Source organism: Salicibibacter halophilus, from assembly GCF_006740705.1.
GTDB classification, from domain to species: domain Bacteria; phylum Bacillota; class Bacilli; order Bacillales; family Marinococcaceae; genus Salicibibacter; species Salicibibacter halophilus.
Genome location: NZ_CP035485.1, coordinates 20,703 through 45,183 on the forward strand (window position 1 = coordinate 20,703; position 24,481 = coordinate 45,183).

The 24,481-nt window shown below is 47.5% G+C and carries 23 protein-coding genes and 1 pseudogene; 23 read left to right on the forward strand and 1 reads right to left on the reverse strand.

The window, feature by feature from the left end; all coding sequences use genetic code 11:
- Positions 1-3: 3 nt before the first annotated feature.
- A complete protein-coding gene (mtaB, locus tag EPH95_RS00095) occupies positions 4-1,347 on the forward strand; it encodes a tRNA (N(6)-L-threonylcarbamoyladenosine(37)-C(2))-methylthiotransferase MtaB (protein ID WP_142086231.1) in 1,344 nt (447 codons plus the stop codon).
- Between the two features lie 31 nt (positions 1,348-1,378).
- Here mtaB and EPH95_RS00100 read toward each other — a convergent pair whose 3' ends face one another.
- The gene (locus EPH95_RS00100) at positions 1,379-2,311 is read right to left on the reverse strand and encodes a Na/Pi symporter (protein WP_160141520.1); all 933 of its coding nucleotides are present in this window, start codon (positions 2,309-2,311) and stop codon (positions 1,379-1,381) included.
- A gap of 210 nt (positions 2,312-2,521) precedes the next feature.
- Between EPH95_RS00100 and rpsU the strand changes: the two genes are divergently transcribed.
- The 22 genes and pseudogenes from rpsU (at position 2,522) to EPH95_RS00210 (ending at position 24,455) form a co-directional block, all read left to right on the forward strand.
- On the forward strand, positions 2,522-2,695 hold the full coding sequence (rpsU, locus tag EPH95_RS00105; RefSeq protein ID WP_142086236.1) for a 30S ribosomal protein S21: 174 nt from the start codon (positions 2,522-2,524) through the stop codon (positions 2,693-2,695).
- 453 nt (positions 2,696-3,148) lie between these two features.
- Positions 3,149-4,441 carry an NfeD family protein gene (locus tag EPH95_RS00110; RefSeq protein ID WP_142086238.1) on the forward strand — a complete coding sequence of 431 codons (1,293 nt, stop codon included), beginning with the start codon at positions 3,149-3,151 and terminating at the stop codon, positions 4,439-4,441.
- Between the two features lie 34 nt (positions 4,442-4,475).
- Complete coding sequence (gene floA, locus EPH95_RS00115; RefSeq protein ID WP_142086240.1) at positions 4,476-5,486, forward strand: flotillin-like protein FloA; 1,011 nt, start codon at positions 4,476-4,478, stop codon at positions 5,484-5,486.
- 30 nt (positions 5,487-5,516) lie between these two features.
- Positions 5,517-6,053 carry a hypothetical protein gene (locus EPH95_RS00120; RefSeq protein ID WP_142086242.1) on the forward strand — a complete coding sequence of 179 codons (537 nt, stop codon included), beginning with the start codon at positions 5,517-5,519 and terminating at the stop codon, positions 6,051-6,053.
- Between the two features lie 92 nt (positions 6,054-6,145).
- Positions 6,146-7,447, forward strand: a complete 1,302-nt coding sequence (locus tag EPH95_RS00125; RefSeq protein ID WP_142086246.1) for an IS91 family transposase — start codon at positions 6,146-6,148, stop codon at positions 7,445-7,447.
- 365 nt (positions 7,448-7,812) lie between these two features.
- A complete protein-coding gene (gene yqfC / locus EPH95_RS00130) occupies positions 7,813-8,097 on the forward strand; it encodes a sporulation protein YqfC (protein WP_142086248.1) in 285 nt (94 codons plus the stop codon).
- A 10-nt stretch (positions 8,098-8,107) separates the two neighbouring features.
- Positions 8,108-9,304, forward strand: coding sequence for a sporulation protein YqfD (yqfD, locus tag EPH95_RS00135; RefSeq protein WP_142086250.1), 1,197 nt, complete (start codon positions 8,108-8,110; stop codon positions 9,302-9,304).
- A 5-nt stretch (positions 9,305-9,309) separates the two neighbouring features.
- Positions 9,310-10,284, forward strand: a complete 975-nt coding sequence (locus tag EPH95_RS00140; protein WP_142086253.1) for a PhoH family protein — start codon at positions 9,310-9,312, stop codon at positions 10,282-10,284.
- 25 nt (positions 10,285-10,309) lie between these two features.
- Positions 10,310-12,451 (forward strand): HD family phosphohydrolase, encoded by a 2,142-nt coding sequence (locus EPH95_RS00145; RefSeq protein WP_142086255.1) that lies wholly within the window; start codon positions 10,310-10,312, stop codon positions 12,449-12,451.
- Positions 12,441-12,911, forward strand: coding sequence for an rRNA maturation RNase YbeY (ybeY, locus tag EPH95_RS00150; protein ID WP_142086257.1), 471 nt, complete (start codon positions 12,441-12,443; stop codon positions 12,909-12,911). Before EPH95_RS00145 ends, ybeY begins: the two co-directional genes overlap by 11 nt.
- A gap of 61 nt (positions 12,912-12,972) precedes the next feature.
- Positions 12,973-13,287, forward strand: coding sequence for a diacylglycerol kinase family protein (locus EPH95_RS00155; RefSeq protein ID WP_319592800.1), 315 nt, complete (start codon positions 12,973-12,975; stop codon positions 13,285-13,287).
- 14 nt (positions 13,288-13,301) lie between these two features.
- The gene (locus EPH95_RS00160) at positions 13,302-13,694 is read left to right on the forward strand and encodes a cytidine deaminase (protein ID WP_142086262.1); all 393 of its coding nucleotides are present in this window, start codon (positions 13,302-13,304) and stop codon (positions 13,692-13,694) included.
- Positions 13,687-14,583, forward strand: a complete 897-nt coding sequence (gene era, locus EPH95_RS00165) for a GTPase Era (protein WP_142086264.1) — start codon at positions 13,687-13,689, stop codon at positions 14,581-14,583. Before EPH95_RS00160 ends, era begins: the two co-directional genes overlap by 8 nt.
- A gap of 224 nt (positions 14,584-14,807) precedes the next feature.
- A complete protein-coding gene (locus tag EPH95_RS00170) occupies positions 14,808-14,951 on the forward strand; it encodes a YqzL family protein (RefSeq protein ID WP_142086267.1) in 144 nt (47 codons plus the stop codon).
- A gap of 17 nt (positions 14,952-14,968) precedes the next feature.
- Complete coding sequence (gene recO / locus EPH95_RS00175) at positions 14,969-15,718, forward strand: DNA repair protein RecO (protein WP_142086269.1); 750 nt, start codon at positions 14,969-14,971, stop codon at positions 15,716-15,718.
- A gap of 305 nt (positions 15,719-16,023) precedes the next feature.
- A complete protein-coding gene (glyQ, locus tag EPH95_RS00180; RefSeq protein WP_142086272.1) occupies positions 16,024-16,911 on the forward strand; it encodes a glycine--tRNA ligase subunit alpha in 888 nt (295 codons plus the stop codon).
- Positions 16,912-16,949: 38 nt separating this feature from the next.
- Positions 16,950-18,994: pseudogene (gene glyS / locus EPH95_RS00185) on the forward strand (glycine--tRNA ligase subunit beta).
- Positions 18,995-19,089: 95 nt separating this feature from the next.
- Entirely contained in the window at positions 19,090-19,740 is a 651-nt protein-coding gene (locus EPH95_RS00190) for a transcriptional regulator CcpN (protein ID WP_142086274.1), read from the forward strand.
- Positions 19,737-20,549: a pyruvate, water dikinase regulatory protein gene (locus EPH95_RS00195; protein WP_142086277.1), complete on the forward strand. Its 813-nt coding sequence runs from the start codon at positions 19,737-19,739 to the stop codon at positions 20,547-20,549. The genes EPH95_RS00190 and EPH95_RS00195 overlap by 4 nt, the downstream gene beginning before the upstream one ends.
- 308 nt (positions 20,550-20,857) lie before the next feature.
- Complete coding sequence (gene dnaG / locus EPH95_RS00200; protein ID WP_142086279.1) at positions 20,858-22,708, forward strand: DNA primase; 1,851 nt, start codon at positions 20,858-20,860, stop codon at positions 22,706-22,708.
- A 39-nt stretch (positions 22,709-22,747) separates the two neighbouring features.
- A complete protein-coding gene (rpoD, locus tag EPH95_RS00205; RefSeq protein WP_142086282.1) occupies positions 22,748-23,863 on the forward strand; it encodes an RNA polymerase sigma factor RpoD in 1,116 nt (371 codons plus the stop codon).
- 238 nt (positions 23,864-24,101) lie between these two features.
- Positions 24,102-24,455: a c-type cytochrome gene (locus EPH95_RS00210; protein WP_142086284.1), complete on the forward strand. Its 354-nt coding sequence runs from the start codon at positions 24,102-24,104 to the stop codon at positions 24,453-24,455.
- The last annotated feature ends 26 nt before the right edge of the window (positions 24,456-24,481 follow it).

Sequence of the window (24,481 nt, forward strand, 5' to 3'; positions counted from 1 at the left end):
AATATGTCGACAGTAGCTTTTCATACACTTGGGTGCAAAGTAAATCATTATGAGACCGAAGCGATTTGGCAGCTATTTCATAAGGCGGGCTACGAACAATCGGAATCGCAAGCTGATGTTTATGTCATTAACACATGTACCGTTACAAATACAGGGGATAAAAAAAGCCGCCAAGCCATTCGCCGTTGTATTCGTCAAAATCCGGATGCCGTTATTTGTGTCACCGGATGTTATGCACAAACATCACCGGCAGAAGTGATGGACATTCCGGGTGTGGATATCGTTGTAGGAACACAGGATCGTTCGAAAATGATCGGGTATATTGAAGATTTTAAGCGATCGCGTGAGCCGATTAATGGCGTCAGTAATATTATGAAAACGCGCGTATATGAGGAACTGGATGTTCCTGCATTTACTGACCGTACGCGAGCAAGCTTGAAAATTCAGGAAGGATGCAATAACTTCTGCACATTTTGCATCATTCCGTGGGCGCGCGGCTTATTACGTTCCAGACAGCCGGAAGATGTTTTGGCACAAGCCCGTCAGCTCGTTTCGGCAGGGTATAAGGAAATCGTCCTTACAGGCATTCATACAGCCGGCTACGGCGAGGACTTTAAAGACTACAATTTTGCGGCGCTGTTACGTGAACTCGAACAGGTCGAAGGCTTGAAACGCCTGCGGATCTCTTCTATTGAAGCAAGCCAAATCACCGATGAAGTGGTAGACGTTGTCCGCAATTCCGATACCATCGTCAACCATTTCCATATCCCGCTCCAAGCCGGTTCGGATACAGTGCTGAAACGGATGAGAAGAAAATATACCACCGCGTATTACAAAGAACGGGTGCAACGCCTGCAAGATATTTTTCCTGATTTGGCTATTACAACCGATGTTATCGTCGGTTTTCCCGGGGAGACAGAAGAAGAGTTCAGGGAAACGTACAATTTTGTTCGTGATTTGCAGTTCTCGGAAATACACGTTTTCCCTTATTCAAAACGGACGGGCACACCGGCGGCCCGCAGAGAGGACCAAGTGGATGATGACGTTAAAAAACAACGGGTCCAACAGCTTATCAGTCTCTCTGATCAATTGGCCAAAGATTACGCTTCGAAACATGAAGGGGAAGTGCTCGAGATGATTCCGGAAGAAGCTGATAAAGAAGATCCGGATAATGGAATGTATATCGGTTATACGAGTAACTATTTGAAAGTAAAAGTTCCAGCCGCTGCTGATATGGTCGGAAAGATCATACGGGTGAAAATGACAAAAGCCGGCTATCCATACAATGAAGCGGAGTTCATTCGAGTGCTTGACGACGCTGAAAAACCTCAATATGTACAAGCGTAACGATAAAGGACGAGGGCAGCGCCTTCGTCTTTTATCGTCCGCCTCCCCCGGTCAAGCGTTCTATTAGGGACGCGAATGGGCTTACAAACGGCAGCACCAACAGAGAGCAGATAAGGTTGAAAATGACAGAAGCATGAGCCACTTGTGCTGCAGGGTCAACCGCAAGCGCCATGATAACGTTGGAGAATATCCCGATCAAAGGTAAAAACAGCAGGACGCCCCCGACATTTAGGAATACGTTGGCCAGAGCGGTTTGCATGGCTCCGCGTTTGGCGCCCAGGGCGGCCAGGACAGCTGTAAGGCATGTGCCGATATTAGCGCCCATCATAATGGCAATCGCATGGTCCAATTGAATAAAGGCGTTGGCATACATTTGAATCCCGATTGCGATCGTTGCCGTACTTGATTGAATGATGGTCGCGATGATGGTGCCTCCTAAAACCGCTGTACCTGCGGACATCCCTTCATTTTCCAGCAACCAATCGGTCCATCCTTGTCCGGTAAGTTCTTGTCCCCATGAACTCATGCCATCCATCGCGAGAAACATGCAGCCGACGCCACAAAGAATCGTCCCCGGAAGAAATAGCTTTCGTACGCGCGATAACAAACAGAGGATCCCGGCCCCCATGGATAACAGTCCGAGCGTTTCACCTGAAAAAACAAGAATTTCAAGCGTTAAGGTAGTCCCAACGTTGCTGCCGAGCATGATCCCGATGGTTTGACGGAAAGGAATAATACCGGCGGCCACAAGACTGACCGCAAGCACCATCACAGCAGAGCTGCTCTGCAACAGAGCCGTCGCCGCGAAACCAACGAGAAACCCGGAAAATGGGTGAAGCGTGCTGTTTACGACTAACGTTCGCACATGTTTAGGGGGAGACTGCCCAAGCCCCGTCCGAATAAGCGTAACGCCGAAAAGGAAAATGAAAATATACACGATCATGATTAAGAGTGAATAGTCCATTGCTCGTCCTCCGTATTCCATATCTATGGCCAGAGAGGAGCAGTTATGTTAAAAACAAGCTGGGCAATCGCTATACAAAAAGAAAGAAGAAAGCATTTGTTTGTTGCATTTCTAGCTGTTTTCCGATACAATTTTGTTAAATGAACGAACTTGCCCCAGGGACAAGTTACGTCATGATTCGTGAGCGGTTGTGCGGAGGGAGGGATTCAAATGTCTGAAACACGTATACGTAAAAATGAGTCACTCGATTCAGCTCTGCGTCGTTTTAAGAAAGACGTGTCCAAGAATGGAAAATTGGCCGAAGTTCGTAAAAGGAAACATTATGAAAAGCCAAGCGTGAAACGAAAGAAAAAATCGGAAGCGGCTCGCAAGCGAAAGTTTTGATTTTGTTGAATGCTTATAATCAAAACGTCCCGTTAACGACTGCGTTTCGTTTGACAATCAATTAAATGCATGTCTTCTGGGAGCAATCCCCCGGGGTATATTCTCACCGGGGGTTTATATTTGCGATTTTTCCCCGGAAAAATGTGTACTTCACCCTGTCTCCGGGTGATCACGTACCTAGTCTGCTCCCATTTGTACATATCGTACACGCTTTCCTCTTTAAGATGTTGTAATAAAAGTACGGGAAAAGAGCTTACGAAATTTCGATTGAGTTCGGCATGACTATCTTGGAATGAAGCAATTATTTTCTAAAACTTCCGGCTCTTTTTGAACCCGCATTTTAAAGTGTGATTTCTTGTCGAGGTCAAAAAAGTTTGATTTAATGGAAGTAAGGTTGTGCTTCCGCGTGTGACATGAAGGGTGTACGATACTTCCGGGAAGGGGCGTGAATAAATGGAGAAACATGTACGCATCTCATTCTTCCTGTTTTTGATGATTGTTGCCGGGATGATGATGCCGTTTTTCTCTAGTGCACAAAGTGATGACGCCACCGTTCATTTCATCCCTGTGGAGCAGACGGTTGAAAGCGGATTAGAAGCATTTCTGGATCGTTCGATTACGGAGGCAATAGAAGAAGGGGCCGATCACATTGTCCTGGAAATTGACACGCCGGGCGGAGCTGTAGATGCGGCAAGTAACATCGCGGAGATTGTCCAGAATGCAGAAGTCCCCATTACTGCTTACGTTACCTCTGAAGCTTTGTCGGCGGGGGCGTATATTGCGCTCAATGCGGATAATATTGTGATGGATCCACGAGCCCAGATGGGCAATGCAGCCGTTGTAGACGGTTCGGGCAATACGGCCGGGGACAAAGCGCAGGAAGCTTGGGAGTCCAACATGGAAACAGCTGCCCAAAGCAGTGAGCACGATCGCGATCCGGAATATGCGAGAGCGATGGCTGACCCGGAAGAACTGTTGACGTTGGATGCAGAGCAGGCGCTTGAAATCGACTATGCCGAGGAAGTCGTCACCGATCGCGAAGAAGTTTTGGCATATTTGGGATTGGAAGGCGCTGAGCAAGTCGAATCGGAAGTGAGCCTCGCTGAACAGTTGACACGCTGGGTGACGAATCCGATGATTATTCCGATATTGCTGACGGTAGGAGGCGTCGGTTTACTCATGGAGTTGTTCACACCCGGGTTCGGGCTTCCGGGACTATTCGGGCTAGGTTCATTGGGACTATTTTTCTTCGGCCATCTATTTGCAGGATTTGCAGGAATGGAAGCGATTATCTTGCTCATCCTCGGATTGGTTTTAATAGGTGTGGAGGTTGTTTTTACCGGTTTTGGCATATTTGGAGTGCTGGGGCTGGCATCAATCATCGGAAGTATTTTCTTGGCTTCATTTGACACGACCCAAATTTTGCTTTCTGTCTTCATTGCGATGGTCGTGATCGTCGTCGCGACGGTATTGCTGTTTAAGTATTTTGGTAAAATTGGATTTATGCAAAAGCTTGTATTGCAGAACGCCTCGGAACCTTTCGAGGATCCAGGAGAAACGGTTTCAGATGATGATCTCATCGGTCAAATCGGCCGGTCCTTAACACCTTTGCGCCCTTCAGGCTTGATGGTGCTCGCGGGGGAAAATTATGATGTCGTCACTGACGGGGTTTACGTGGAAGCCGACAGTGATGTGAGAGTCATATCTGTTTCCGGCCCTCGTATTGTTGTGAGGGTTGTTAACTAGTAGACAGCAGTGTTGAAAATAAGGAGGAGTTTTTGTGCCAACAGAAATAATCGCGCTCGTAGCGATAGCCATTGCCGTTATTCTACTTGGGATTCTCTTTACGTTTATTCCGGTCGGCCTATGGATTGCTGCTTGGGCAGCTAATGTGAGAATCGGGATTTTCCAACTGGTCGGGATGCGTTTGCGGCGTATTGTACCGAAACGTGTCGTCAATCCGTTGGTAAAGGCTAAAAAAGCAGGCTTGGATTTAAAACTGAATAAACTGGAAGGCCACTATCTGGCTGGAGGTAACGTTGACCGGGTGGTAAACGCTCTAATCGCCGCTCACCGTGCCAATATTGAATTGACGTTTGAGCGTGGGGCAGCGATTGACCTCGCCGGGCGTGACGTCCTCGAAGCCGTTCAAATGAGCGTTAACCCGAAAGTGATTGAGACGCCGTTTATCGCCGGTGTGGCGATGGACGGGATTGAAATTAAAGCAAAATCCCGCATTACCGTACGGGCAAACATTGACCGCCTTGTCGGGGGTGCCGGTGAAGAAACAATCATCGCCCGTGTAGGGGAGGGGATTGTCTCCACCATTGGTTCCAATGATGACCACAAGGCAGTGCTTGAGAATCCGGATATGATTTCACAAACGGTTTTGAGTAAAGGCCTTGATTCCGGTACAGCTTTCGAGATCCTTTCCATCGATATTGCCGACATCGATATTGGCAAGAATATTGGTGCCGAATTGCAGACGGATCAAGCAGAAGCCGATAAGAAAATCGCGCAGGCAAAAGCGGAAGAACGCCGTGCCATGGCTGTAGCGCAAGAACAAGAAATGAATGCCCGCGTCGAAGAAATGCGCGCCAGAGTCGTCGAGGCAGAGGCAGAAGTGCCGCAAGCAATGGCTGAAGCACTGCGCTCCGGAAATCTGGGCGTAATGGATTACTACAATTTGCAGAATGTGGAAGCTGATACCGATATGAGAAAGAACATCGGAAAATCGACAAAAGATGATGACGAAAATATCAGAGACCCCCACCAAGATATCGATCGGTGATGATATGAGGTAAAAAAGGGGGATAAAACCTTGGATTTACTGTTTATATTCATTCTCATCTTCATCGCGATGACGATTTTTAACGCTATCAGCAATGCGCAACAAAAGAAAGAAGGCGGGGGTCGTTCCCGGCCGGGGACAGACCCGGCTCGCCAGCCTTCATCCGACACATCCGGCAATGATAGGCAAGGGGGAGGCGGTGCGTTCGGAGACCTCAGAAGACAGTTCGAGGATATGATGAACGAAGACGATCGCCCGACAGAACAGACACCTCGAGCAGAACGCCAAGTGTATCGGGAAGAGAACACGACAGAAACAAGCAGCGCGCACGCAGAGTATGAACAGCAGCGGGAGCGGCTGCGCCGTGAACGTGAAAATGCGAAGCGGCGATTGGAAAACGCTGATGCACCGGTAGCGGCTCCGAGCAGACAGAGCCGGAAAAACGAAGCGCTTCCCTTTTCCGCTCTATCGGGCAATGATGTCGTTAAAGGCGTGATTTGGTCAGAGGTGCTTGGGGAACCGAGAGCCAGAAAGCCCCACAGGACGAATCGAATGATGAAACGATAGAACGCGGCCTCCGGTCAGCGTTCTTTTTTTGAAAGATAAGAAAGTATAAATTTTGGCCCCTTCTATGCCGGGGAATGTGTTAGGGTGGAGGTATGGAACCTAATATTCTTCGACGTATATTCTTTGACCACCATCAACATTGGGAACAATTTGTCGAAAAACATGGGGATCGTATCCGCCCCATTGTCCATAAAGAAGTGGGAAAATTCCGGGATTGCGGGAATCCTGAGAACGGATTCAAGCTCTTTGTATGCGAAGGATGCCATGAGACCCGAAAAGTTCCCTATCGTTGTAAAGGTCGATTTTGTACGACTTGTTCGATCGGCGAGAGCGAGGAATGGAGTCGTCTGCTCATGGAAGATGTGTTCCAGGTGAACCATCGTCATGTGATTTTGACCATCGATGAAGGTCTACGAGACGTGTTTCTTCTCCACCGGGAACTATTGAAAACAATGATGGATGAAGGTGCACGGCTGATCAAAGAATACTTCGAGAAGAAAGGCAAAGTGACCCCGGGGATCATGGTGGGGTTACATACATTTGGCTCCCAAGTCAATTTCAACCCCCACATTCACATGCTGGTGACAATGGGCGGGATGACAAAGAAAGGGGCATGGAAAACGTATGATTTTCTCCCCTTCCAGATGCTTCGCAAACAATGGCAAACCGTTGTTTTGAAGCTGATTCGCAAGCATTTATCCGGAAAGGACAAGAAACGTGTGCAAGCGCGTCTCCAAAAAGCGTTTTCCAAAAACGGAAAGGGCTTTTATATCTATGCCCCTAAACACCGGGGAAAGGTGCAAGACCAACTCCGGTATATTGGCCGTTATATGCGTCGACCGGCGATTGGCATCAATCGGATCGAGGCCTATGACGGGCAAATGGTGACGTTTACGTATCACGATAAAATGGACGGAAAAGAGAAGGATGAAACGATAAGTGTCGAGGCCTTTATCATGCGTCTGATCCGTCATATTCCGGATGAACAGTTTAAAACGATCCGCCATTACGGGCTATACTCGAGAAGAACGAAAAACTTGAGTAAAAAGGTACTGGCGGCCTGGCAAAAAACGAAGAAGAAGTGGATCACCCAGGTCAAGCGAACCCTGAGCCGCCAAACCTGGAGAGAACGGGTCATGGCCAGCGGACATAAGGATCCTCTGCGGTGTCCCAAATGCGATAACTACTTTGAGTACAAGGGAGAAGTCTGTCTTGAGAATGGGCGATTAGTGGTTAAAGTCGCCTTGGGTGAAACAGCCAGAAGCTATTTGGAAAGGGAGGTCGGTCATGTCCCCCGTATCGAAACACCGAAAAAAGAAACAAAAAAAGAAGAAGAAACCCTCGAAGAACCGGCATCCCAAGACCGTCAACTTTCTTTGTTTACAGTGTCATGAACAAGAAGCGATCCCTTACACAGTGGTACGCGATTTTGACGAAAGGGATCCCGGCGACCCCAGTGTCCCACCTATGTTTGCCTGCCAACAATGTGAAGGGGAGATGTATCCGGAGTATTATAAAAGCGTTCACGGTTATGAGTACCGGCTATCGGACAGGCAGTGATCATGACAAGGACCTAGCTTGGGCGGTTTTCCCAAGCTAGGTTTTTCTTATATGTTCCATCCACTTTTCCTTAAACGGCGCATATTCCCCACCTACTCTCCCTCCTGATTAGGCACCTATCCTTTTTGCGTGTTTTGTTCCAACGCATCTGTGATAGAGCCTGGATTCTACACATATGTATAGTTGAGGAGGGATCCTTGTGAAGCGACTGCCAAAACGGATTAACAAGTGGTTAACAAAAGGGATGGAAGTACCGGCAGATGTCACGATGGGAGTGCCGAGGGTAACGATGATCGGTCATCTGCACGTTTATATAGAAAATCACCAAGGCATTCTTTCTTTTACTCCCCAACGCATACTCATCCGTCTTTCCGAAGGGATATTGGAAGTTAAGGGGGAAGCGCTGATTATCAAGGCTATTTTGCCTGAAGAATTGATTGTGGAAGGAAAGATCGAGCAAGTCACACATATGGGGGAGAGGTGAGGCAGTTTTGATGTTTAAGAAAAATCCGGACTGGCTAGGCTTGGTAGAGATGAAGGTTGAGGGGGAGGAACTTGAAACATTCATCAATCACTGTGTGGAAAACGATATTGCCCTCTCGGAAATCCGGAGGACAAGCAGCGGAACGAAATTGCAGGCAACGATACGAATTGCAGACGTTAAGCCATTGCGTAAAGTCGCAAAAATGACGAATGTCTCGGTGCGGTTTGGCAAACGTCGCGGACTTTATTTGTTCACTCGTCAATGGCGGCGGCGTTTTGGTTTTATTGTAGGAATTTTGGCATTTTGCGCTGTTCTGGTTCTTCTTTCCCAAATGGTTTGGCGCGTAGATATTGAAGGGGCGTCTCCGGGAATTGAACATGAAATTGAAGAATGGGCTGCTAACATAGGGCTTAAGCCTGGACAACCTCAGTGGGAACTGCCCCCGGAAGCGGAAATCCAGCAGCGAGTAAGCGAGGAGGTACCGGGGGCAACGTGGATCGGCGTTGAAAGACAGGGAACGACCTATCAATTTCATGTGGTAGAGCAACATCTCGCGGAGGAGGAGGATGAGGTTGCACCCAGACACCTTGTGGCGGAAAAAAACGGGGTAATTCGGGATATTTATGTCGAACATGGGAGGGCAGAAGTGGCGCCAAACGCTTATGTGGAAAAAGGGGACGTGCTTATTTCCGGTTTGATCGGGCGTGAAGAAAGTGAAAATATGGCACAAACCGCGGCGATCGGAGACGTGCGTGCAGAAACATGGTATCGCGGGACCGTTGAATTGCCGATGGAGATAAGCGGAGAGGTATTTACGGGAGAACGTACAAGAAGCCTTGATTTTCAGTTGTTCGGAAACGAATGGACATTTTGGGGGCGGGATGCGGAACATTTATTTGAACAGTACCAAACAACAACGGATCAATTGCGGATCCCCTTATATTTCACGGATATTCGGTTACCGGTGGAGCGAACAAGCTATGAAGAGAAAACGATTGTAACCCGGACATATGAGGAAGATGAAGTACAGGAGATAGCAAAACAATTAGGGGAGCGGCAGTTACTGCGCAACTTGGATAGCGATGCGAAAATTTTATCAGAAAATATTTTACAGGAGCAAAGGGACAGTGGTACAGTTAAGTTGTCAATCCTTTACGAAGTTGAAGAAGATATCGCGAGAGAAGCGCCTATCACACAAGGAGATTGAGAAATGTGACCGATCGAAAAGTCATTGAACTACATGTACAGGATACAGCTGAACTGCAAACGCTGTTCGGACCTAATGATGTTCATATTAAGCGCGTGGAAGAGCTTCTGCAAGTGTCCATCGTCATCCGCGGGGAAGCGTTAGTCGTGAGCGGGGATGAGGAAAGCATTGCTGCGATTGAACGCGTATTTGCTCAATTGTTGCAACTTGTACGTAAAGGGACAGTGCTTGGGGAACGTGATATCATTTACGCGATCCAACTGGACGGCCAAGGGCAATTAGACAAGTTAAATCATATATATCAAGATACGATCGCAACCAATGCCAAAGGAAAACCGATAACGGTAAAAACGCTCGGACAGCAAGATTATGTGAGTGCCATCCGCAAACACGATATGGTGTTTGGGCTGGGCCCGGCCGGCACCGGCAAAACGTTTTTGGCGGTTGTAATGGCGGTGTCCGCGTTAAAGGCGGGCAGCGTGCAACGGATCGTGCTTACTCGCCCGGCAATTGAAGCGGGGGAAAACCTGGGGTTTCTTCCCGGGGATTTGAAAGAAAAAGTCGACCCTTATTTGCGGCCGTTGTATGATGCGCTCCATGATATTTTTGGCACCGAACATACATCGCGATTGATGGAACGAGGAACGATAGAAGTTGCTCCTCTTGCTTACATGCGAGGCCGTACGCTTGATGATGCGTTTGTGATTCTTGATGAAGCACAAAACACCACGCCCGAACAGATTAAAATGTTTCTGACACGAATGGGATTTGGGTCCAAAATGATCGTAAATGGCGATTTAACACAGGTTGATTTGCCAAAAGGAAAAAAATCAGGCTTAAACATCGCGATCAATATCCTGAAAGAAGTGAATGACATCGATTTTGTATATTTGGAAGGGGCCGACGTCGTTCGCCATACGATTGTGCAGCGTGTGTTGGAAGCCTATGAAAAGTTTGAAGACGACCAACCTTCTAAGTGAGTGTCCCGGGGTGGAGTGAATCGCCATGACAGCAAATAAAAATGAAAAGCGGAAATTGCAAACGCCCGGCACTCGCCATCGCAGCGTGCGTGTGGGTTTATTTTTACTGCTTGGCATTCTTCTTTACGTATCCATGTTGGACAACGTCCAACCGGAACAACTTGACGTTTCCCTCTCCGAACCTGCCCCCGAAGATATTCGTTCCCCTATTACCGTCGAACATGAAGCGCTGACGGGTGAGCGTGAACAGGAAGCGTTGAATGAGCTAAACCCTTCGTATGTTCACAGAAATGACTATGTACTTATGCAAACGGAGAAAGTCAACACGATTTTTGAACTAGCGGCTGAAATTCAAGGGGAAAATGATGCGGATACGGCATCAATCGAGACCCGTGTGGAACAACTGCAAGAAACCCTTGAAGAAGAAATGGATCAGAGGCTTCCGGAAGAGACGCTCGAAATATTGCTGAATGAAAACGAAGACCAACTGATGATGGGGCGGGATGCCGTCCGTAATGCTGTTCATGAAGTGATGAGTGAGGAAATCGCGGTTGATGATGTTCCGGCGGCCCGGGAAGAGGCGGAAGAACGTGTTGAGATGTCAATGGGAAACACACAGTTGCAAACCGCGAGTGCAGACCTTGCCAGCCGCATGGTTACGGCTAACTATATCTATGATGATGAAAGAACTGCGGAGCGTAGGGAAGAAGCGCTTGATGAAGTGGAACCGGCGCTCATCCGCGAAGGAGAACTGCTTGCCCAAGAAGGCGAGATCATTGATGCGGAAATTTATGAACAGATGAACTTGACGGGTTTATTGGACGATGACTTCTCGCCGTTTCCCTATTTAGGATTGTTGCTGTTTGTTGGCATCATCGTTGCCATGGCTGCTTTTTATACTGCGCAGACGAGTTCACCCCTTTATTACAGCAATCAGGCGCTTTTCTTGTATGTCCTTGTGTTTTTTATCATGTTGGCAACAATGAAAATCATGAGCGTCCTCGACCTGTTCGACATGGAAGGGATTTTATGGTTGACACCAATTGCCCTTGGGACAATGCTCCTTGCCCAATTGCTCTCTTATCGAGTTGCGCTTTATTCTGCCATCTTGTTTGCTTTGGCGGGGAGTGTCATTTTCAATGCGGAAGCGACGGGCAATTTTCACGTTACGTTCATGATTTACGCGTTGTTCAGCGGGTTGGCAGGTGTGTTTTTTCTCGGAAAAACGCCGAAGGTCACCAAAATTTTGCAATCAGGGGTCTTTATCGCGCTCATGAACGCATTAACGGTAACTTCATTTTATTTTTTAAGCAACGTTCCCATTACGTTGGAAAGGTACGGCATTGAAATCAGTTTTGCAGTCGGAGCGGGTTTTCTGGCAGCAGTTTTGACTTTGGGGATCCTGCCTTTTTTTGAAACAGGTTTTAACATCCTTTCAAAAACCAAATTAATCGAACTGTCGAATGCCAACCAGCCATTGCTAAGAAAAATACTTTTGGAGGCACCCGGCACTTACCATCATAGCGTTATGGTGGCAAACCTTTCAGAAGCAGCTTGCGAGGCGATTGGCACCAATGGTTTGCTCGCGCGCGTTGGTGCGTATTATCATGATCTTGGAAAAACGAAACATCCACAGTATTTTATTGAAAACCAAATGAAAATCGGCAACCCGCATGATCGCCTTTCTCCGGATGTGAGCAAGCAGATTATTATTGATCATCCAGGTGATGGTGCACGAATGTTGGAAAAGCACAACTTTCCAAAGCAAATTGTTGATTTCGCCAAACAGCACCATGGAACGTCGCTGCTGAAATATTTTTACCATAAAGCAAAGGAAAAAGGGATGGAACCGGACGAAGCGGATTATCGTTATTCCGGTCCAAAACCCCAGTTTAAGGAGAGCGCGGTGCTCGCGATCGCGGATAGCGTGGAAGCGGCAGTCCGTGCCATGGATGCCCCGACAGGGGAAAAAATCGAGAAACTTGTCAATGGCATTATTCGCGACAAGCTGGTCGATGGACAATTTGATGAATGTGATCTTACGATGAAGGAAATATCCATCATCCGGAATACAATGTGCGAGACGTTGCAGGGAACCTTTCATTCCCGGATCGAATACCCCGAAAACGGTGAAGGTGAAAAGGAGAAAAAAACGAATGACGGATAGCATCGATATTGTGGACGAGACTGCAACATTGCCGGAATCGCAGATTTCGCTTGTCATGAACGTATTACAATCAACATGTGAACGTCTGGGACTGCCTTCGGACACAGAATGTTCATTGCTGTTTGTGGATGAAGAAATGATTCAAGCATTAAACTGGGATTATCGGGGCAAAGATGATGTAACGGATGTGTTGTCTTTTGCCCTAAATGACGAGGATGCGGATACAATGGATTCCGATCCCGCCCATCATATGCTCGGAGATATCGTTATTTGTGTGGAGAAGGCACGTCTCCAAGCGGAAGAATACGGCCATTCCATGGAGCGTGAGCTTTGTTTTTTAGCTATTCACGGCCTGCTCCATTTGCTCGGTTACGGCCATGGAACGTCCGAAGAGGAACAAGAGATGTTCACGTTGCAGGAGGAATTGTTGAGCGCTTATGGACTGGAGAGAGAAACGTAAACAAAGAGGGATTCGCCGCTTATTTTTTTCCTTTGTTTTCGCAAGCCGGGGTTTATGGTATGTGCTGAAAAATGAACAAAACATGGCCATTCACATGATCATTGCAAGCGCCGTTCTTGTTCTCGGATTCGTTGTAGGGATAGGCCTCATGGAATGGGCAATTCTCCTTGTCGTGATCGGCGGTGTGATTACGTTTGAACTCGTAAACACGGCGATTGAACGAGTCGTAGACTTGGTGAGTGAGGGCTACCACCCGCTTGCGAAAATTGCAAAAGATGTAGCGGCGACCGCTGTATTTGTATACAGCTTAATCGCGGTTATCGTAGGTATCATTATTTTTTATCACCCGTTGCTAGAACTTTTAGGCTTTAAATAGGAGGATGGAATGGCATGGAAACGTTGATTCAGCGGGCAAAAGAAGCAAGAGACTCCGCGTATGTGCCGTATTCGGCCTTTCCGGTCGGTGCTTGTGCAGAAAGCGATACGGGGCTTTTTTTCCAAGGCTGCAATATCGAAAACGCGTCTTACGGGCTTTCGAATTGCGGGGAGCGAACCGCGATTTTCAACGCGGTTTCGGCAGGGGCGAAACGACTGAAAAAAATCGCGGTGATCGCGGACACGAAGGCTCCGGTATCTCCATGTGGCGCCTGCCGGCAAGTGATGGCGGAATTTATGGTTCCGGAGGCCGAAGTAGTGCTCGCAAATTTGAAAGGCGATACAAAAAAAATGACCGTTGCCGAGCTGCTGCCGGGCGCGTTTGAAGCGGGGGATATGGATGAGTGAATACCGTTCCGGGTTTGCAGCTTTAATCGGACGGCCGAACGCAGGGAAATCGACGTTTTTAAATCAGGTGCTAGGGCAAAAAATCGCGATTATGAGTGATAAGCCGCAAACGACGCGCAATAAAATTCAAGCGGTACATACGCAAACGGATGGCCAGATCATTTTTGTAGATACGCCTGGCGTGCATAAACCCAAGCATCAACTTGGGGAGTATATGGTGAAAACAGCCCTTGATTCATTGTCGGAAGTGGATCTCGCTCTGTTTTTTATCGATGTCTCGGAACCTTTCGGACGAGGGGAACAGTTCATTCTTGATGCTTTGCAAGCGGTGAAGACACCGGTATTTTTGATCATGAACAAAATTGACAAAATCCATCCGGACCGGATCTTGGAGCGTATTGAAGAATACCGGCATTATGGGACCTTTGCAGAAATATTTCCGATTTCAGCCCTCCGTGACCAAAATGTAGAGCCGTTGTTGGAGCATATTTACAAGTATTTGCCCGAGGGGCCGCAATATTATCCGGAAGAGCAAATCACCGATCACCCGGAACGCTTTATCATGGCGGAGTTCATTCGCGAAAAGGTGTTGGGCCATACCCATGATGAGATTCCGCACTCGATCGCGGTTATCATTGATGAAGTGCTCGAAAGAGAAAATCAAAAAACTTATGTGCAAGCAACAATCGTTGTCGAACGGCAATCACAAAAGGGGATCATTATCGGACGCAATGGTTCGATGTTAAAAGCGATTGGGCAAGAAGCGAGAAAAGATATTCACGCCCTTCTCGGCACCGATGTCTACCTGGAGCTTTGGGTAAAGGTGCAAAAGGATTGGCGGAACAAAAGCCACTTTCTCCACGAACAAGGGTATAGCGACAAGGAGTAGAAGCTCGTCTTTGCAGCGTTCGACGTTTCTCTTCAAGCGGTGCCCAAAAAGCAAATGCGCACGAACCAACAGTTATTCCCCCGAAAGCCTTGTTTTTTTCCATCATGTATCTATACTGAAAGTTAGGCGGTCCGTAAATAGTAAATTTTCTCTGTTATGAACGAACCTGCTTTTGCTCAATCTAATGGTAGATACAAATGATCAAACAAGAGGGGGAGCTTCAGATGTTGAATTATTGGAGAGTTTTTGCTCTGACTGGTGACCTCGATGCGTATTTAATGCATAAAGAATATGAACGCGCTGATGAATGGATCGAGCCGGGGGAAGAAGAAACGGCTTCAACGAGCAACGAAGATGAACACAGTTGAGCTAAGGAAGAACGCCTATGCTTGAAAAAAACAAAGGGCTTGTAATACGTACGGTTTCTTACGGAGAGGCCAATATTATCCTCACGGTTTTTACGAAAGAACGTGGAAAAGTCGCGTTGATGGCCCGTGGTGCAAAAAAAACAAATAGTCGCTTTTCAGCAGTCAGCCAGTTGTTTTCCTATGGTCTTTTTTATTTTCATTATCGCCATTCGTCGATGAGCTCACTCTCGCAAGGCGAAGTGTTGGAAACGTTCAGCCATGTGCGCGCGGATATTGAAAAAACCGCGTATGCTGCTTATGTTTGTGAATTGTTGGATGGGGTGACGGGAGAACACGAGGGGAGCCCCTCCCTGTTCACGCTTGTGCTCACGGTTTTGCGTTTACTGGATGAAGGGGAAGATGCGGAAATTCTGCTGCGGATGATAGAAGTGAAATTGACGAAAACGGCCGGAATTAAACCTGAATTAGATCGATGTGCGAATTGCGGGAGAACCGCAGGGGAATTTTCATTTTCCGTAAAAGAAGCCGGTTTTCTCTGTGACACATGTAGCAAACTTGATGCACATCGGTTCAAGTTAACGCCGAAACAAGTGCAGCTGATTCGAACACTGTATTATATTGAACCCGAGCGGATCGGAAAGATACGTGTCAAGCCTGAAACGAAAACCGTGCTCCATCATCTTCTTGAATCCTATTATGATACATATTCGGGTTTATCCCTAAAGTCCAAACGTTTTTTGGATCAGTGGCAACAATGGAAACCTTGACAACAGCTTGCTGTATCGGGTATGGTTTTTGTACAAACGAAAAATCGACAAATATACGGGGAAGAAGAGTAGTACTTGGAACTTGGCAGTAATCAGCGATGTGGGATGGTGAAAGCCACAACTGACAGTCCTTGGAAGGCGCTTTGGAGTATAAATGGCAAAGGGGCATCGGTGTTCAAACACGGGTGCAACTAGGGTGGCACCGCGGGAAAACTCCCGTCCCTAAGGTAATCTTAGGGACGGGAGTTTTTTGTTGGCAAGAAAGTTATCCAAATAAGGATGCAAGGCCGAAAGGAGTCTCTGATATGAACGTTCAGGAAGTTATTTTACACTTGCAATCGTATTGGGCAGAAAAAAACTGCTTTATTATGCAGCCATATGATGTGGAGAAGGGCGCGGGGACGATGAATCCAATGACGTTTTTGCGAAGCATCGGTCCGGAGCCTTGGAATGTGGCCTATGTAGAACCATCTAGACGTCCATCTGACGGCAGATATGGGGAAAACCCGAACCGCCTTTATCAACATCATCAATTCCAGGTCATCATGAAGCCTTCTCCGGATAATATTCAGGATCTCTATCTCGAAAGCCTGCAGGCGCTGGGCATCAATCCCGAGGAACATGATATTCGTTTCGTTGAAGACAATTGGGAAGATGCTACCCTCAACGCTTGGGGACTGGGTTGGGAAGTATGGCTGGATGGCATGGAAATTACACAGTTCACCTATTTCCAGCAGGTCGGCGGCCTTGACGCGGACCCTGTGGCGGTTGAGCTTACCTACGGGATCGAGCGGCTATGCTCCTATATCCAAGATAAAGAAAATGTTTTCGACCTTGAGTGGCAAGATGGTTTCACTTTTCGGGATATTTTCTATCAACCGGAATACGAACATTCCATGTACACGTTTAATGTGGCCGATCATGACATGCTCAAACAGTTGTTTATTACCTATGAAAAAGAAGCAGAGAGGGCATTGGAAGAAACGCTCGTTTTCCCGGCTTACGATTACATTTTAAAGTGTTCCCATACGTTTAATCTGCTGGATGCCGGGGGGGCAATCTCGGTCACCGAACGCACGGGTTATATCGGGAGAGTGCGGAAGCTTGCAAAAAAATGTGCCTCCATCCATTACGCCAACCGGGAGAAACTTGGATTCCCGCTATTAAAAGATGAAAAGGAGGAAGCGAAATAATGACAAAGCCTTTTCTGCTTGAAATTGGGGTGGAGGAAATGCCTGCCCAATATATCGACGATGCGCGCGAACAGTTGCGCACAAATATGGAAAAATGGCTCGACGAGCATCGCTTGGCTTATCATTCGGTGCACGCCTTTTCCACACCGAGACGGCTTGCTGTGCTTGTCGAGGAATTGGCCGAAAAACAAGAAGGCATCGTAGAAGAAGCCCGCGGACCTGCGGCAACAATCGCCAAAGACGAAGAAGGGAATTGGACGAAAGCTGCACTCGGATTCGCGCGGGGAAAAGGCATTGACCCCGGGCAACTTGCCGAAAAGGAGACGCCGCAAGGATCATACGTATTTGCAACCATTGAAAAAAAGGGAAAAGCAACTGCGGAATTGCTCCCGGATGCTGTGTCTCAAGCAATGGCACTTACATTTCCGAAAAGCATGCGCTGGGGCGGGAACGCCTGCGCTATGTGCGGCCGATCCGCTGGCTTGTCGCGATGTTCGGGGCTGATGTCGTCCCTTATGAGGTCGCGGGTGTGCAAACCAGCCGCGAAAGTGCTGGTCATCGTTTCCTTGGAGAACCGGTATCTTTGCAATACGCCGGCGATTATAACGAGGAACTTTTACGCTCGTTCGTGTTGGTGGATCCGGAAGCAAGAAAAAAAGCGATTAAAAAACAGATAGAGATGCTCGAAGAGGAAAAAAACTGGCGAATTGGCAAAGACGGGGATTTGCTCGGGGAAGTTACGAATCTTGTCGAATATCCTACCGTTTTGTACGGAACGTTTGACGAGCGTTATTTACGGTTGCCGGATGATGTGCTGATCACAACGATGCGGGAGCACCAACGCTATTTCGCTGTGTATGATGAATCCGGAAGTTTACTCCCCTTTTTCGTAACTGCCCGGAATGGCGATCATCGTCATTTGGAAAAAGTGCAAAAGGGCAACGAAAAAGTATTACGTGCACGTTTGGCAGATGCCGTCTTTTTTTACGAAGAGGATCAAGCGCGCGACTTGGAACAGTTTTTGGAAAAACTAGAGCACATCGTTGAACACGAGAAGTTGGGAACGCTAGGGGATAAACGCCGGCGGACATCAAAAATCGCACGCCAACTGGCGGAAAAAGCAGGATTTAACGAACAATGGACGGAAGATGTCACACGATCGGCGAACCTTTTGAAGTTTGACTTATCGTCCCATATGGTCGATGAATTTCCGGAACTGCAAGGGATTATGGGTGCGGATTACGCTTCGAAACACGGGGAGAAAGAAACGGTGACCACCGCGATTAAAGAACAGTACTTGCCCCGTTTTAACGGGGATGCGCTTCCGAACACGACAGTCGGCGCACTCGTAAGCATGGCGGATAAATGGGATACAATCATGACCTCATTGGCGATTGGCCTTACACCGACTGGCTCCCAAGACCCATACGGTTTACGGCGACAGGCGCAAGCAATCGTTCAAATCGCCAACCGCTACGAATTTCCTGTTACTTTCGAAGAAATGTTGGAACTTGCCGTTAATGTCGTGCAAGAAGAGGGGCTGACGGAACATACATCCGAGTTGTTCACGGAAGCCGGTGAATTTTTCGCGCTTAGGTTCAAGGCCTTGCTTACGGAAGAAGGAATCGCCCACGATGTTGTGAATGCCGTATTGTTTGCCCCTTACGGACGGTTGGATACATTATTTGAAAGAGCGGCTTTTTTACAAAAGCACCACGATTCTGAAGAGATGAAAGCAGTAGCGGAAGCGCTCAGCCGTGTGAACAATATTGCCAAAAAAGTGGATGAATCGAAAACGATCCTTCCCGATCCAGCGTTGTTTGAGAAGAAGGAAGAACAGGAGTTATATGATCGTTATACAACGTTAAAAAAGGAGCTTCCGCTTTTATTGCAAAAGAAAGAACTGGCAAGTGCATGGGAAGATTTCGAAACGCTATCCCCTGTCATCCACCGTTACTTTGATGCGATCATGGTGATGAGCGATGATGAACGATTGCGGTCGAACCGGCTTCGGCAAATGCATCATTTATCAAAAGAAATTCATCGGTTTGCCCGTTTTCAATCCCTCGTATTTCCTGCTTAAGAGATTTTTGAGAAGACATTTCGGAAGTGAGAGGTCAGAGGTTTTTCCAATCTCTAACATCCTACTTCGAACCTCCAGAATAGGGGTGAGGAACCATCGAATTAACGGATCGGCAAGAGCGGATTTTGGAAATCGTAAAAGATGAAGGACCGATCACCGGCGAACAAATCGCGGACCATCTTTCCCTGACAAGAGCCACGCTGCGTCCTGATTTAGCTATTTTGACAATGGTCGGTTTTCTCGGTGCCAGGCCGCGCGTCGGTTATTATTTTACGGGGAAAACAGGTGCGGAAGTTCCGCTTACGGAAATAAAGGAACGAAAAGTGGGGGAGTATCAGTCCATTCCGGTAGTTGTCGGGGAGTCTGACTCCGTATATGATGCAATAAGCGCAATGTTTCTCGAGGATGTGGGAACGTTATTTGTTGTTGATCATGCTTCGCGGCTGGCCGGGGTTCTCTCCCGAAAAGATTTACTCAGGGCGAGCATCGGCAAACAGGATTTGGAATCGATGCCGGTCAGTATTATTATGACCCGCATGCCAAATATTACAGTATGTACGAAAGACGACTTGCTTATCGAGGCGGCAAGTCTTTTAATCGAACGGCAAATCGACGCGTTACCTGTAGTGAATGATAAAGACAATCATCAATACGAAGTCGTTGGCCGTGTGACGAAAACAACAATGACGAAGGCGCTCGTTGATTTAGTGCAATCCGAGCGCCCTTTGGGAGGTGATCGTTCGTGAATACGTTTCAACAGCATCCGATTGTTTACGTCATTTCCGATTCGGTCGGTGAAACAGCGGAACTCGTCATTAAAGCGGCAGCGAGCCAATTTGGGAATACAAACATTGAAGTCCGCCGCATTCCTTACGTAGAAGATGAAGCAACGATCAATGAAGTGGTGGACATTGCCAAAGATGTCGGCGCAATGATTGCTTTTACGCTCGTGGTTCCTGAAGTGAAAGCTCATTTGCTTGCAACGGCAGAGCGAAAACAAGTGGAAGTTGTGGACATCATGGGACCGATCCTTGATAAATTGACCCATCTTTTGCAGCTGCAACCGAAGTATAAGCCCGGACTGGTTTACCGATTGGATGAGGAGTATTTCCGAAAAGTGGAGGCGATCGAATTTGCCGTCAAATATGACGATGGGAGGGACCCTCGGGGTATTTTAAGCGCGGATATTGTCCTTATCGGTGTCTCCCGTACGTCCAAAACACCCCTATCTCAATATTTGGCTCATAAAGGGTTAAAAGTGGCAAACGTTCCGATTGTCCCGGAACTTGAACCGCCGGAAGAGTTGTTTCGCATCACTTCCGATAAGTGCATCGGTCTTTATATTCGCCCGGAAAAATTACATGACATTCGTTCTGAGCGTTTAAAATCACTCGGCCTGAAAAAAGAAGCGAACTATGCCAGCATGGAACGCATCAATAACGAATTGGCGTATTCGGAAAAGATAATGGAGAAAATCGGTTGTTCCATTATCGACGTGTCCTATAAAGCGGTGGAAGAAACGGCAAATATGATTTCCAATCATTTCACACAATGACCGAACCTCTTTCGAACGTTAGCAATCTATGAACACTTTTTTAAATTTCCTCTAGCCATACAGCTAAACATTCGTTATAATAGAGAAACGTGTGGTTTTGTGTAGAAACCCATCGATGAATGTTTTGGAAGAAGCCTTCCAAGGGTAATAGATAAATGGAAGGTATAACAATGATGTATTTGGACTAGCATGAACATGGAGAAATGACATGGGATGATCGCTCACCTCTATTGGAACAAACTAGGCAAAATTACGATGAAATTGCCTAATGAGGCGAATCACGTTAAAAAAGTGAGGTGGGTCTTCTCATGCAAAGATCAATCCCTGAAGAAACAGTGGAGATGGTGCGCAGGCACACGGATATCGCCGATTTGATCGGCGAATCGGTGCACCTGCAACAGAAAGGCAAGCACCGGTACTCGGGTTTATGTCCGTTCCATGAAGAAAATACACCTTCATTTTCCGTCTCTCAGGACCGCCAGCTCTATTATTGTTTTGGATGCGGAGCCGCCGGAAACGTATTCACGTTTATCATGGACCAAGAGCAGCTCACATTTCAGGAGGCGGTCCGTACATTAGCGGAGAAAGCAAATATTCCCGTCGAAATTCCGGAAGCAACGTTGTCCGTGCCGCAAAAGAATCATTCTTTAAAAGAGGGATGCCAATTAGCCGCGCGCTTTTACCATCATTTACTCATGCACACGGAGCAAGGGCGTGAGGCTTACAATTATGCCCGTAGTGCCCGAAATGTAAGCGAGGAGGCCATGCGCCATTTCCAGATTGGTTTTGCGCCCTCGGAACGTGAAGTGCTGTCGTTGCTGTTTAAAAAACGGGAGTTTGACCTTTCCGAGATGGAAGAGGCAGACCTGGTGCAACGGAGGGAGGACGGCCGAGGCCCGTTTGACCGCTTTAACCGCCGGCTTATTTTTCCGATATGGGATATGGGCGGCCAACCGATTGCCTTTGGCGGACGCGCGCTCGATGAAGCGCCTTCGGCTAAATATTTAAACAGCCGGGAGACACCCATTTTTAAAAAAAATGAAGTGTTGTATGCGTACCATCTCGCGCGTCCGGCGATACGAAAACGTAAATTTGTGGTGCTGTTTGAAGGCTATATGGATGTTGTTTCGGCTTGGATGGCCGGTGTGGATAACGGAGTGGCGACACTGGGAACGGCCCTTACGGGCAAACAAGCGCAATTGATCCGCCGGTTATCCGATCAAGTGACTATTTGTTATGACGGCGACTCCCCCGGGGAGAAAGCGGCGATACAGAACGCGGAAACGTTGGAGGCGAACGGTTGCAACGTTAAAATTGCGCCCATCCCCGCCGACCGGGATCCGGATGATTATATTCGTGAACAAGGCGCCCGTGCTTTTATGGAAAATATGATCGAGGGTGCTGTTTCTGTTTTATCTTTTAAAATGAATGCCTATAAAAAAGATAAAAACTTACAGCGGGCAGGAGATCGCAAGGAATATATCGAATGGGTACTTGAGGCGCTTGCGAAAATAAGCAGTCCGGTGGAACGTGAATTTTATCTTAAGCAATTATCTGATGAATTTTCAATATCCTTGGAAGCATTAAAACAGGAACAGTATCGTATGTATCAGAGGGTACGCGGTAAAAGCAACGCATCCTACGATCGCCGGGAACGAGAAAACGCCGGAGTAAGCACCCCCTTTCAAAAAAATCTTCTCCCCGCCTTCCATAATGCGGAACGCGCCCTTTTGCAGATGATGATGGAAGAGGAAATGTGGGCCGAAAGGGTGGAAGAGGAAATTGGCGGCAACTTTAATGTAGACGAATATGCAGCCATTGCAGCCCACCTTTTCGCTTATTACGGTGAAGGTTACGGCGCTGGGAGTGCCGGTTTCTTGGACTATCTGGAAGATGAAGAGCTTTCATCCATTGCTGCCGAAATCGCCATGCAGCCGGGAGGGGAAATGAATCCGGATGCGTTCGCGGATTATATTCATCAGGTTAAGAACTACTCAAGTTGGGTAGAAATAGAACAAAAAGAACATGAGCAAAAAGAAGCATTGCAAAAAAATGATGCAGAGACCGCGGCAGCTCTAGGGCAAGAAATTATTGCGCTGCAGAAAAAGCTCGGGCGCAAAGCTGTGCGCCCCCGGTATTTGCGTGCGTATTTGCAATAGAAGGATTGTGTTTTTTGGAATTGGAAGGAGGGAGATCGAATGGCAGAGAAACCACTACGTCCGTTAGCGGAGGGTGAAATGTCCATCGATCAAGTCAAAGAGCAGCTCGTAGAACTCGGTAAAAAAAGAGGGGTGCTCTCCTATTCGGAAATAACGGAAAAGCTTGCTCCTTATGATCAAGATTCTGAGCAAATGGATGAATTTTTCGAGTACCTGGGAGAGCAAGGGGTCGATTTGCTAAATGAAGGCGAGGAAGTCCCCAGTATGGAACAGGTAGAAAAGGAAAATGACCATGACCTGAATGACCTTAGTGTTCCGCCCGGGATTAAGATCAATGACCCGGTCCGAATGTATTTGAAGGAAATCGGGCGTGTTCCGTTGCTTTCTGCCGATGAGGAAATCGATCTTGCCAAGAGAATCGAGGATGATGATGAGGAGTCAAAACGCCGTCTTGCTGAAGCAAACCTGCGTCTTGTCGTCAGCATCGCCAAACGTTATGTCGGACGCGGCATGCTGTTTCTCGACCTGATTCAGGAGGGGAACATGGGACTAATCAAAGCCGTGGAAAAATTTGATTATAACAAGGGATTTAAATTCAGCACGTACGCGACATGGTGGATTCGCCAAGCAATCACGCGCGCGATCGCCGATCAGGCGCGGACCATTCGTATTCCGGTGCACATGGTTGAAACCATCAATAAATTGATCCGTGTCCAGCGTCAATTGCTTCAAGACCTCGGCCGGGAACCCACTCCGGAAGAAGTTTCTGAAGAGATGGACCTGACGCCCGATAAAGTGCGTGAAATCTTAAAAATTGCCCAAGAACCCGTTTCCCTTGAAACGCCTATCGGTGAAGAAGATGATTCCCACCTCGGTGATTTTATCGAAGACCAGGATGCATTGGCGCCATCTGATTCGGCTGCGTATGAGCTCTTAAAAGAACAATTGGAAGACGTGCTCGATACGTTAACCGATCGGGAAGAAAACGTTTTGCGTTTGCGCTTCGGCCTTGATGACGGGCGCACACGCACACTTGAAGAAGTGGGCAAAGTGTTTGGAGTTACCCGAGAGCGTATTCGTCAAATCGAAGCAAAAGCGTTGCGTAAATTAAGGCATCCGAGCCGAAGCAAGCGCCTGAAAGACTTTATGGAGTAAGCGTCGCGGGTTACTCCAAAACAGGAGTGGCCCGTATCTTTCTTCATCCTTGTTTTTACAACTTACGTATTATATTACCGAGATCCATCAAAGATTGCAAATCTTTCCAAACAAAGTGCATTCCATGGCGAAGACAGGACAAAATAACGACAATTTCGGGAACAGATTTTGTTTTTCTTTTCTTCCCATGCATTTTTCGATAAAATAACGACATAGATCATATAGAGGGTGTGATTTGGTGAAAGGACAACCATTAATACCATTTTTACTTATCGCCGTTGCCGGCATCTCTCTCATGTTAATTCTTTCATTTGTGGGTCTGGGTGATCCTGCAGGGGAGGAAGAAGAAGGAGAAGAGAACGGGAATGGCGAAGAAGAAGCAGTGGATGTTGGTGTTGAACTTTATGAAGAAAACTGTTTGAGTTGCCACGGCGAAAACATGGAAGGGGATTCCGGGCCGGCAATTGAAGGGCAGAGCGCTGATGAGGTCATGACAGCCATCGAGGAAGGTCCCGGCTCCATGCCCGAAGATTTAGTAACCGGTGAAGATGCCGAAGCCGTTGCGGAGTATGTTGAAGAAGGGGGAGAATAACCCCCCTAAGGAAAAGGAGCCCGGAA

Bases quoted from the DNA above. Each gene is read 5' to 3' on its own strand.
- mtaB (WP_142086231.1), top strand. From the start codon at position 4: ATGTCGACAGTAGCTTTTCATACACTTGGGTGCAAAGTAAATCATTAT.
- EPH95_RS00100 (WP_160141520.1), bottom strand. From the start codon at position 2,311: ATGGACTATTCACTCTTAATCATGATCGTGTATATTTTCATTTTCCTT.
- rpsU (WP_142086236.1), top strand. From the start codon at position 2,522: ATGTCTGAAACACGTATACGTAAAAATGAGTCACTCGATTCAGCTCTG.
- EPH95_RS00110 (WP_142086238.1), top strand. From the start codon at position 3,149: ATGGAGAAACATGTACGCATCTCATTCTTCCTGTTTTTGATGATTGTT.
- EPH95_RS00125 (WP_142086246.1), top strand. From the start codon at position 6,146: ATGGAACCTAATATTCTTCGACGTATATTCTTTGACCACCATCAACAT.
- yqfD (WP_142086250.1), top strand. From the start codon at position 8,108: ATGTTTAAGAAAAATCCGGACTGGCTAGGCTTGGTAGAGATGAAGGTT.
- EPH95_RS00145 (WP_142086255.1), top strand. From the start codon at position 10,310: ATGACAGCAAATAAAAATGAAAAGCGGAAATTGCAAACGCCCGGCACT.
- ybeY (WP_142086257.1), top strand. From the start codon at position 12,441: ATGACGGATAGCATCGATATTGTGGACGAGACTGCAACATTGCCGGAA.
- EPH95_RS00160 (WP_142086262.1), top strand. From the start codon at position 13,302: ATGGAAACGTTGATTCAGCGGGCAAAAGAAGCAAGAGACTCCGCGTAT.
- era (WP_142086264.1), top strand. From the start codon at position 13,687: ATGAGTGAATACCGTTCCGGGTTTGCAGCTTTAATCGGACGGCCGAAC.
- EPH95_RS00170 (WP_142086267.1), top strand. From the start codon at position 14,808: ATGTTGAATTATTGGAGAGTTTTTGCTCTGACTGGTGACCTCGATGCG.
- recO (WP_142086269.1), top strand. From the start codon at position 14,969: ATGCTTGAAAAAAACAAAGGGCTTGTAATACGTACGGTTTCTTACGGA.
- glyQ (WP_142086272.1), top strand. From the start codon at position 16,024: ATGAACGTTCAGGAAGTTATTTTACACTTGCAATCGTATTGGGCAGAA.
- dnaG (WP_142086279.1), top strand. From the start codon at position 20,858: ATGCAAAGATCAATCCCTGAAGAAACAGTGGAGATGGTGCGCAGGCAC.
- rpoD (WP_142086282.1), top strand. From the start codon at position 22,748: ATGGCAGAGAAACCACTACGTCCGTTAGCGGAGGGTGAAATGTCCATC.